We start from the raw sequence: 9435 nt of genomic DNA on the forward strand, positions 1-9435 counted from the left end.
TGGCGGCCGAGCCGGCTCCCGTCGAGCCCGTTCTGGTCGAGCCCGCTCCCGCTGAGCCCGCAGGTCCGGTGGCGGCCGAGCCGGCTCCCGTCGAGCCCGTTCTGGTCGAGCCCGCGCGCGCTGAGCCCGCAGGTCCGGTGGCGGCCGAGCCGGCTCCCGTCGAGCCGGCTCCCACCGAGGTCCCGACCAACGCTGTGACCGAGGTCCTGCCGCCCGTGGAGGCCCTCCCGGTCCCGGACGCCCAGGCGACCCAGGTTCTCGCGCCCCTGCCGGGCGCCCCCGAGGTTCCCGCAACCCCGGTCGCGGCCTCCGCGGCGCCCGCTTCCCCCTTCGCCCCGGCGACGTCTGCGTGGACGAGCGCGGCGACGTCGGGACCTGCGGCGACCCCCGCACCCGCCGCTCCCGCGCGAACCTCTGTCACCTCGGCGTTCACGCCCGTGGGGGTTTCGGCCCCCGCCGGAGCGGAGCCGCCGGCCGACGACTCGCCCCTCGCGGGCCTGTCCGGTGACAAGGCACCGAGCCGACTGCCCAAGGTCGCCCTGTGGGCGGGCATCGGCGTCGTCGTGCTCGCCGGCCTCTACACGGGTGCCCAGTGGTTCTACTCGGACAAGGTGCCGCCCGAGACCACGGTGGCGGGGGTCGAGGTCGGCGGCCTCGACCGGACCTCGGCCGTGTCGGCGCTCGAGAAGGGGCTCGGGGGACGCGCGAAGGAGCCGATCACGCTCCAGGCCGGTGAGGCGACCACGACCCTCGACCCCGCGGCCGCAGGCCTCGCGTTCGACGCCCAGGCCACGGCCGACGAGCTGACGTCCTTCTCCATGAGCCCCGTCCAGCTGTGGAAGCAGCTCTTCGGCGGCGAGGAGGAGCTGCCCGTCACGACGGTCGACAAGACCAAGCTCGCAGCCCAGGTCGCGGAGGTCGAGGCGAGCCTCAACGTCGAGCCCGTCGACGGTTCGGTCGTGTTCACCGACGGGCAGCCCACCGCCACGCCGGCGCTCGACGGCGCCGAGGTCGTCGCGGACGAGGCCACCACGATCATCGAGTCGTCGTGGCTCACTGCCGCGCAGCCGCTCGACCTGCCGACCGACCCGATCGCTCCGGCCATCACCCAGGCGGAGACGGACGCGGCGCTCGCGCAGGCCACGACGCTGGTCTCGGCGCCGGTCACGGTCGAGGTCGGGGGCCAGCGTGCCGAGCTGAGCCCGGACGTGCTGGCAGAGGCTGCGGCATTCAACGCGGCGGACGGCTCGCTGCAGCTCACGCTCGACGGTGCGACGCTCCTCGAGGCGGTCGTCGACGGCACGGACGACCTGCTCAACGCGGCGGCCGACGCCAAGTTCGTCTTCGTCAACGGCGCTCCGGTGATCGAGGGCGGGGCGCCCGGCACGACGATCGACCCCGCGGCCCTCAGCGCCGCGGTCGCCACCGCGGGGACGGGGACGGAGCGGACGGCGACCGTCGAGCTCGTCGAGTCGGACCCGGCTCAGTCGGTCGCCGCGCTCGAGGCGCTCGGCGTCAAGGAGAAGGTCTCCGAGTTCTCGACGCCCCTGACCAACGACGCCCAGCGCACCGAGAACCTGCGCGTCGGGGCGAGCAAGGTCAACGGGACTCTCGTGCTGCCGGGCGAGACGTTCTCGCTGACGGAGACGCTGTCGCCGATCACCAAGGCCGGGGGCTACTTCTCGGCCGGCATCGTCCAGGACGGCAAGCACGTCGACGGGATCGGAGGCGGTCTGTCGCAGATGGCCACCACGACGTACAACGCCGGGTTCTTCGCGGGCCTCGACGACGTCGAGCACCGTCAGCACAGCTACTGGTTCAGCCGCTACCCGGCGGGGCGCGAGGCGACGATCTTCGTCGGCTCGATCGACATGAAGTTCAAGAACGACACCCCCTACGGCGTCCTCATGCAGTCCTGGGTCGGCGGCGGTGAGCTGCACGTCGCGATCTGGAGCACCAAGTACTACGAGGTGCAGACGAGCGAGGGCGAGAAGCGCAACGTCGTCCAGCCGACGACCGTGACGCACTCGGGCGCCGACTGCGTGCCGCAGCCCAAGGGCAACCCCGGGTTCACGATCACGACGCCCCGCAAGGTCCTGCTCGACGGCAAGGTCGTCAAGGACGAGAAGAACACGTGGACGTACAAGCCGGACAACCAGGTCGTGTGCGCGCCGTGACCCGCTGACCGGCTGTTCCTCCGACCAGGGGCCAGCAGGTCGGCGTCGGGCGTCGGCGAGGCGCCCGGTAGCACCACGGAGCGGGTCGTGACCGGAAGGTCGCGGCCCGCTCCGTCGCGCTCGGCGCGGCACTCGCCGCTGCCTGGAAGGTCGGGGCGTCACCGGTGGCCCGGGACGTCTCACGGAGCCCTGCGCCCGCGGCCGGGACGTGCCCTCGCGGCTAGACTGCTCGGCGGACGCTGACCCGCGCTGCGCTCGCGCAGCCACCCCTCGAGGCAAGGCAGAGACACTCGATGCTCGGACGTAGTGAACGCGAGTCGGGGGCCCACGCGCGGCTCGCGGCGCAGATCGCGAAGTGGCACGGCGCGGACGGTCTGCCCGCGGGGACCGGCGCCGACGACCTGCTGGACCTGGGATCCACGTCGTCGACCCTGGCGACGGTCGCGAGCATCGACGACCTCGCGGCCGTCATGCACATCGGGCACCCCGCGCAGCCGTCGCACGACCTCGAGCGGGCGCTCCTGGCGGCGTCGCCGTCCTTGGTCGTGACCGCGGCCGTCGCGGTCCCCGCCCAGTGGGTGTGGGTCGGTCGGCCTGGCCAGGCCACGGGCAGCGTCGTGGTCGACGAGGCCGGGATGCGCGACTGCCGTCACGTCCTGCGGACCCTGGGTGCGAACCCGCGTCTGGTCCCCTCGCGGACGGCGCTCGACGAGCGCATCGCACTCTCGGGCCGGGACGGCACCCTGGTCGTCGAGCGCTCGGAGATCCCCGCGGGGTGGGCCGAGATCCCGGGCAGCGAGCAGCTGAGCGCGGGCGCCCCCATCTGGTACGGGCTCGTCGAGGCCCGGCGTCCCGCGCCCGTCGTCGAGGGCGAGGCGCAGGTGTGGTTCGCGTTCGGTCCGCGCGACGACCACCGCGGTTCGCTCCAGCAGACCTTGTCGGTCATCGCGGAGAGCGGGATCGACATGCAGCACCTGCGCAGCCACCGCTCGCTCGCGGGGCCGCACATCTTCTTCTCGTCGTTCTCGTGCCCGGACGCCGCGGTGCTGTCGTCGCTCGTGGGCGAGCTCGCGGCGCGCGACGTGGCGCACCGTGTCCTCGCGGTGCTCCCGGGACGTGACTTCCTGCCCGGCCCGGACGCGTTGGTGCCGCAGTGGGCACCGGAGCACGTGGGCTCGTGAGCCGGGTCGCCTACCTCGGGCCCGAGGGCACGTTCACGCACCAGGCGGCCGTGCAGTGGGTCCGGTCCCAGGGACAGCCCGCTGCGGCACCGGCTGCGTCCGGCACCTCGGGCCGTGCCGTGCGCCCGGTCGAGGCACCCGTCGAGCTGGTGCCGGCCACGACCGTGACGGACGTCTACGCCGGGGTCGCCTCGGGGGCCTTCGACCAGGGCATCGTCGCGATCGAGAACTCGGTCGAGGGGTACGTCGTCCCGTCGCTCGACGCGATCGTGGGCAGCGAGGACGTCGTCGCGATCGACGAGGTGGTCCTCGAGATCACGTTCGACGCGTTCGTCCGACCGGACCACGGCGAGCTGACCGAGGTGACCGCGCACCCGCACGGCCTGGCGCAGTGCCAGGAGTTCGTGACGCGCTCGGGGGCGCTGCCGGTGCCGGCCGCGTCCAACGCGTCGGCGTGCCGGGACGCGACCGCCCACCAGGTGGCGCTGGGGCCGAGCATCTGCGGCGAGCTCTACGGTCTCGACCTGCTCGAGGCCGGCGTCGAGGACTTCCACGGCGCACGGACCCGGTTCCTCACGATCGTCCGGCGGGACCGCGCGAGGGATGCCCTCGCGGCGGCGCGGACCGACGGTCCCGCACAGTGGCGCACCATGCTCGCGCTCACGCCTCTCGTGACGGGCCCGGGGGTCCTGGCACGGATCACGCAGGCGTTCGGGGCGGGCGGGGTCAACCTGTCGAGTCTCATCACGCGCCCGCTCAAAGCGCTCGAGGGCAAGTACGTGTTCGTCCTGACGGCCGACGCGGCGCCGTGGGAACCGGCCGTGCGGGAGGTGCTCGAGGGCCTGCTCGCCGCGGGCGACTCGGTCAAGACGCTCGGCGTCTTCCCGGCCCGGGGCGAGCTCGACGAGGCGCTCTCGAGCGACCATGTGCCGGTGGGCTCGGTCGGGGCCGGCGCGAGCGCCGACGAGCTGGACCGGGGGCTGCTGTGGGCATGACGTCGCCGACCGTCGCGGTCCTGGGCCTCGGGCTCATCGGTGGGTCGCTGGCCCGGAGACTGGCGGCGCAGGGGATCGAGGTCACGGGCCACGACTCCTCGGCCGCGACGCGCGCCGAGGCGGCGACGGCCGGGATCCTCGTCACGTCGGACATTGAGGCGCTGTGCACCGCGGCGCCTGACGTCCTGGTCCTCGCGGTGCCGTTGCGGGCCATGCGTCCCGTGGCCACCGAGGTCGCGCGCCACCTGCCGGCGACCACGCTCGTCACGGACGTCGGGTCGGTCAAGGGGCCCGTGCGCGACGTCCTCGACGCGTGCGGTCTGGGGCAGCAGTACGTCGGTGCGCACCCCATGGCGGGGACCGAGCACTCGGGATTCGCGGCCTCCTCGGAGTCGCTGCTCGACGGCGCGCGGTGGGCCGTCACGGTCACCGAGCGCACACGGGCGGACCTGCTCGTGACGCTGCTCGCGCTCGTGACGGGCCCCGCGGGTGGGAGCGCCTACGTCCTGACGGACGAGGTGCACGACGAGGCCGCCGCGCTCATCAGCCACGTCCCGCACGCGTTCGCGATCGAGCTGCTGAACCTGGTCTCGGCGGCCCCGGTCCGTGACGTCGCGCTGGCGCTCGCGGCGGGCAGCTTCCGCGACGGGACCCGGGTGGGCCGGACCGACCCGCGCCGGACCGAGGCCATGCTCACCGAGAACGCGGGGTGGGTCGCTCCCGCCCTGCGCCTCGCCGCACGGGACCTGGAGGCGCTCGCGACGGCGCTCGAGGCGAACGCCTCGGCGGCGGAGTTCTTCGACCGCGCCGACGACGTCCGGGCCGGCTGGCAGCCTCGGGGCGTCGACGGGCCGTCGTCGGTCTCGTCCGGGTCGCCGGTGCAGGACGGGTCGGGCGAACGGCTGACGGTCGACCTCGCGGAACCGGACGGTGCAGGGGAGCTCGTCGAGCTCTGCCTCGCGGGCTGGGCCGTCGTCTCGGTGCAGGGCTCGCTCGTCGGACTGCACCGCTAGGCCGGTCGCCGCGCGAACGCGCCACCGCGGGCCGGGTCCCTCCACCCCGGTCCTCGGGCCCGTGCGCTCGCCGTGCCGCTCGTGCTGCCGGTGTCAGGGGGCCGTGGAACCGTGGGGGTCATGGAGATCACACGGATGCAGCCGGCCGGGCTCGTGGTGAGCCCGGCGTTCAGTCATGTCGCGATCGTCCCCGCGGGGGCCGCGACCATCTACGTGGGCGGCCAGAACGGCGTCGACGACACGGGCGCGGTCGTCTCGGACGACGTCGCCGAGCAGTCGGTCCGGACCATCGACAACGTCAGCATCGCGCTCGAGGCGGCGGGGGCCTCGCTCGCCGACGTCGTGCAGTGGACGGTCCTCCTCGCGGCCGACGCGGACCTCGGCGCGGCGTACGGTGCGATCGCGCCGCGACTGGCGACCGCCGGGGCGCCGCCCCTCGTGACCGCGGCGCGGGTCGTGGGGCTCGGGGTGCCCGGAGCCCTGATCGAGGTGAGCGCGATCGCCGCGGTCGTGCCTGGCTGAGCGGACCGGGCCGGGACCCGGACGCCGGGCTCGGCCGTTCGCCGGGCTCAGTCGACCGGCTGGCGGGGCAGCCGTCGCGGCGGCCTCGGGGGGATGCGCTTGGCCGCGACGAGCTGGTCGGCCGGGATCGTCACCTCGACCGCGTCGCGCGAGCCGCCCGCGTCGGTGCGGACCGTCACGGACTCCCCGGGCACGGTCGACAGGACGATCCCGATGACGTCGGTCACGGTCTTCGCGGGCTCGCCGCTCGCCGGGTCGCGCGTCGCGAGCGACTCGGCGTCGGTCAGGCGGCGACGGAGCACGACGCGCGTGCCCGCGGGCCAGGCGGCCCAGTCGGGGTCGACGGCGGGGAAGCGGTGCGGGGGGTTCACAGCAGTCGTCACGCTCACTTGGTCGGCGGGTGGCCGGGATGTCCGTCTCCTGAGAGATACTAGGGGGAAGTGCCCTGTGCAGAAGGTGGAAGGACCTCCGACGTGACCTACGTGATTGCTCAGCCTTGTGTGGACGTGAAGGACAAGGCGTGCATCGAGGAGTGTCCGGTGGACTGCATCTACGAGGGCAAGCGGTCGTTGTACATCCATCCTGACGAGTGCGTGGACTGTGGTGCGTGCGAGCCGGTGTGTCCGGTGGAGGCGATCTACTACGAGGACGACGTGCCCTCGGAGTGGAGCGACTACTACCGGGCGAACGTGGAGTTCTTCGACGACCTGGGGTCGCCGGGTGGTGCGGCGAAGATGGGCATGATCGAGAAGGACGACCCGATGATCGCCGCCCTGGCCCCGCAGGCCTGAGCCCGGAGGCCGGACAACACCATGGGATTCGCCAGCCTGGGTGGCCTCGCCTACCCGTGGGACTCGCTCACGCCGTTCGCCGAGCGCGCCCGACAGCACCCGCGCGGGATCGTGGACCTCTCGATCGGCACGCCGGTCGACCCGACCCCCGCCGTCGTGCGGGACGCGCTCGCCGCTGCCGGTGACGCGCACGGCTACCCGACCACGCACGGCACGCCCGTGCTGCGCGAGGCCGTCGTCGACTGGTTCGCGCGGCGTCGTGGCGTGCCCGGGCTGGACCCGGACGCGGTCCTGCCCACGGTCGGTTCCAAGGAGCTCGTGGGCCTGCTGCCGTCGCTGCTGCGGCTCGGTCCGGGGGACGTCGTCGTCCACCCGGCGACCGCGTACCCCACGTACGACGTGGGGGCCCGGCTCGCCGGCGCGACCCCGCTCGCGACCGACCGGGTCGAGGACTGGGCGGGGCGAGAAGACGTGCGCCTGGTCTGGGTCAACTCCCCGGGCAACCCGACGGGTGAGGTCCTCGGGGTCGAGCAGCTCGCGCGGGTGGTCGCGGCCGCACGGGAGATCGGTGCGGTCGTCGTGAGCGACGAGTGCTATGCCGAGCTCGCGTGGGAGGAGCCGTTCGCGACCTCCGGCGTGCCGAGCATCCTCGACCCGCGCGTGAGCGGTGGTTCGAACGAAGGCCTGCTCGCCGCGTACTCGCTGTCCAAGCAGTCGAACCTCGCGGGGTACCGTGCCGCGTTCGTCGCGGGAGACCCCGGGGTCGTCGCCGACCTGCTCACGACGCGCAAGCACCTGGGCATGATCGTGCCGGCCCCGGTCCAGGCGGCCATGGTCGCGGCGCTCACGGACGACGTGCACGTCGCAGCCCAGCGCGAGGTCTACCGTCGGCGTCGGGACGTTCTCCTTCCTGCGCTGGGGCATGCCGGACTCCAGGTCGACGGGTCGCAGGCCGGTCTCTACCTGTGGTCGCGCCCGGCGGGCGAGACGGCAGAGGAGCACGACTGCTGGGAGACCGTGGGGACGCTCGCGGACCTCGGGATCCTCGTGGGTCCCGGGGCCTTCTACGGCCCGACGGCGGCCGGCCACGTCCGCGTGGCGCTCACCGCGAGCGACGAGCGGGTGCACGAGGCCGCGGCCCGGTTGAGCGCGGTGTGAGCCGCCTGTCGATTGTTGGGCGAATCGCGCCTCGTTCTCGCCTGTGACCCGCATCACAGGCGAGTGACGGTTTTGTGACCGTTCCAGATTGGTCACGTGTGGGTGAAGCGAGTACCGTCGACCCAGGCCAACGCTGTCCGACACTTCGGCCACCGACGGCTCGGCCGGACAGGTGGCGATCTCGCGGCGACACCACGGAAGACACGCGCAGCCACCCGCAGGGGGAGCGGCAGCGCGCAAGGAAGGAAGACATGACCACCACCCAGCAGGCGACCGTTCGGCTCGTCGTCAACGAATCGAGCCAGGACCTGCCCGTGGTCGCAGCGACCGAGGGCAACGACGGCATCGTCGTGTCCTCGTTGCTCAAGTCGACCGGGCTCGTCACCGTGGACCCCGGGTTCATGAACACCGCCTCGTGCGAGTCGGAGATCACCTACATCGACGGCGACGCGGGGATCCTGCGCTACCGCGGGTACCCGATCGACCAGCTCGCGGAGAAGTCCACGTTCCTCGAGGTCGCGTACCTCCTGATCCACGGCGAGCTCCCGGACGGGCCCACGCTCGACGCGTTCGTCGAGCGCGTCAACCGCCACACCCTGGTGCACGAGGACTTCCGCACGTTCATGGGGACGTTCCCCCGCAACGCGCACCCCATGGCGGTCCTGTCGTCGGCGATCAACGCGCTGTCGACGTTCTACCCGGAGTCGCTCGACCCGTTCGACGACGAGACGGTCGAGCTCGCGACGGTCCTGCTCCTCGCCAAGACGCGGACCATCACGTCCTACCTGCACCGTCGCGCCGTGGGCGAGCCGCTGCTCTACCCGGACTACTCGCGCGGGTACGTCGACGACTTCCTGCGCATGACGTTCGCGACGCCCTACGAGAAGTACGAGTCCGACCCGACCGTGGTCGACGCGCTCGACAAGCTCCTCATCCTGCATGCCGACCACGAGCAGAACTGCTCGACCTCGACCGTGCGCGTCGTGGGCTCGAGCCACGCCAACCTCTACGCGTCGGTCGCGGCGGGCGTCAACGCGCTCTCGGGTCCGCTGCACGGTGGTGCGAACGAGGCCGTCCTGTCGATGCTGGACAAGATCCAGAACAGCGACTTCGACGTCGACACCTTCATGAAGAAGGTGAAGAACAAGGAGGACGGCGTCCGCCTCATGGGCTTCGGGCACCGGGTCTACAAGAACTACGACCCGCGCGCGGCGATCGTCAAGGCCAAGGCCGACGCGGTGCTCTCGACCCTGGGCAAGAAGGACGAGCTGCTCGACATCGCGCTGCGGCTCGAGGAGATCGCGCTCAACGACGACTACTTCATCGAGCGCAAGCTCTACCCGAACGTCGACTTCTACACCGGGCTGATCTACAAGGCCATGGGCTTCTCGCCGGCCATGTTCACCCCGCTGTTCGCCCTGGGCCGCATGCCCGGCTGGATCGCGCAGTGGCGCGAGATGATGAAGGACCCGCAGACCAAGATCGGGCGTCCGCGCCAGGTCTACACGGGGGCCACCGAGCGTCCGTACCTGCCGGTCGACGGTCGCTGACCTCCCCGATCACCTGCATGTGACGACGGCGCCCCGCACGCAAAGGTG

General features: G+C 72.6%; 9 protein-coding genes. 8 read left to right on the forward strand and 1 reads right to left on the reverse strand.

Annotated features, from left to right (window positions below):
* The 5 genes from ACFWFR_RS11305 to ACFWFR_RS11325 form a co-directional block, all read left to right on the forward strand.
* The coding region (locus ACFWFR_RS11305; protein ID WP_377623026.1) for a VanW family protein at positions 1-2177 on the forward strand (2177 nt) is incomplete at its 5' end.
* 293 nt (positions 2178-2470) lie between these two features.
* Positions 2471-3358, forward strand: a complete 888-nt coding sequence (locus tag ACFWFR_RS11310) for a hypothetical protein (protein WP_377623027.1) — start codon at positions 2471-2473, stop codon at positions 3356-3358.
* On the forward strand, positions 3331-4353 hold the full coding sequence (locus tag ACFWFR_RS11315; RefSeq protein ID WP_377623028.1) for a prephenate dehydratase: 1023 nt from the start codon (positions 3331-3333) through the stop codon (positions 4351-4353). Before ACFWFR_RS11310 ends, ACFWFR_RS11315 begins: the two co-directional genes overlap by 28 nt.
* On the forward strand, positions 4350-5366 hold the full coding sequence (locus ACFWFR_RS11320; RefSeq protein ID WP_191803342.1) for a prephenate dehydrogenase/arogenate dehydrogenase family protein: 1017 nt from the start codon (positions 4350-4352) through the stop codon (positions 5364-5366). Before ACFWFR_RS11315 ends, ACFWFR_RS11320 begins: the two co-directional genes overlap by 4 nt.
* A 120-nt stretch (positions 5367-5486) precedes the next feature.
* Complete coding sequence (locus ACFWFR_RS11325; RefSeq protein WP_191803340.1) at positions 5487-5888, forward strand: RidA family protein; 402 nt, start codon at positions 5487-5489, stop codon at positions 5886-5888.
* 47 nt (positions 5889-5935) lie between these two features.
* On the opposite strand, the gene ACFWFR_RS11330 is transcribed toward ACFWFR_RS11325, so the two are convergent.
* The gene (locus tag ACFWFR_RS11330) at positions 5936-6271 is read right to left on the reverse strand and encodes a hypothetical protein (RefSeq protein WP_377623029.1); all 336 of its coding nucleotides are present in this window, start codon (positions 6269-6271) and stop codon (positions 5936-5938) included.
* Between the two features lie 90 nt (positions 6272-6361).
* On the opposite strand from ACFWFR_RS11330, the gene fdxA reads away from it, so the two are divergent.
* The 3 genes from fdxA to ACFWFR_RS11345 all read left to right on the forward strand — a co-directional run bounded on the left by fdxA (position 6362) and on the right by ACFWFR_RS11345 (position 9387).
* Positions 6362-6679 (forward strand): ferredoxin, encoded by a 318-nt coding sequence (fdxA, locus tag ACFWFR_RS11335; RefSeq protein WP_056764260.1) that lies wholly within the window; start codon positions 6362-6364, stop codon positions 6677-6679.
* A gap of 21 nt (positions 6680-6700) precedes the next feature.
* The gene (gene dapC / locus ACFWFR_RS11340; RefSeq protein ID WP_377623030.1) at positions 6701-7837 is read left to right on the forward strand and encodes a succinyldiaminopimelate transaminase; all 1137 of its coding nucleotides are present in this window, start codon (positions 6701-6703) and stop codon (positions 7835-7837) included.
* Between the two features lie 251 nt (positions 7838-8088).
* Positions 8089-9387 carry a citrate synthase gene (locus ACFWFR_RS11345; protein ID WP_056650274.1) on the forward strand — a complete coding sequence of 433 codons (1299 nt, stop codon included), beginning with the start codon at positions 8089-8091 and terminating at the stop codon, positions 9385-9387.
* Positions 9388-9435: the final 48 nt, after the last annotated feature.

The organism is Oerskovia sp. NPDC060287 (genome assembly GCF_042726775.1).
In the GTDB taxonomy this organism is placed as follows: Bacteria; Actinomycetota; Actinomycetes; order Actinomycetales; family Cellulomonadaceae; genus Oerskovia; species Oerskovia merdavium.

Coding starts and splice junctions, on each gene's coding strand:
- ACFWFR_RS11310 (WP_377623027.1), top strand. CDS start 2,471: ATGCTCGGACGTAGTGAACGCGAGTCGGGGGCCCACGCGCGGCTCGCG.
- ACFWFR_RS11320 (WP_191803342.1), top strand. CDS start 4,350: ATGACGTCGCCGACCGTCGCGGTCCTGGGCCTCGGGCTCATCGGTGGG.
- ACFWFR_RS11325 (WP_191803340.1), top strand. CDS start 5,487: ATGGAGATCACACGGATGCAGCCGGCCGGGCTCGTGGTGAGCCCGGCG.
- dapC (WP_377623030.1), top strand. CDS start 6,701: ATGGGATTCGCCAGCCTGGGTGGCCTCGCCTACCCGTGGGACTCGCTC.
- ACFWFR_RS11345 (WP_056650274.1), top strand. CDS start 8,089: ATGACCACCACCCAGCAGGCGACCGTTCGGCTCGTCGTCAACGAATCG.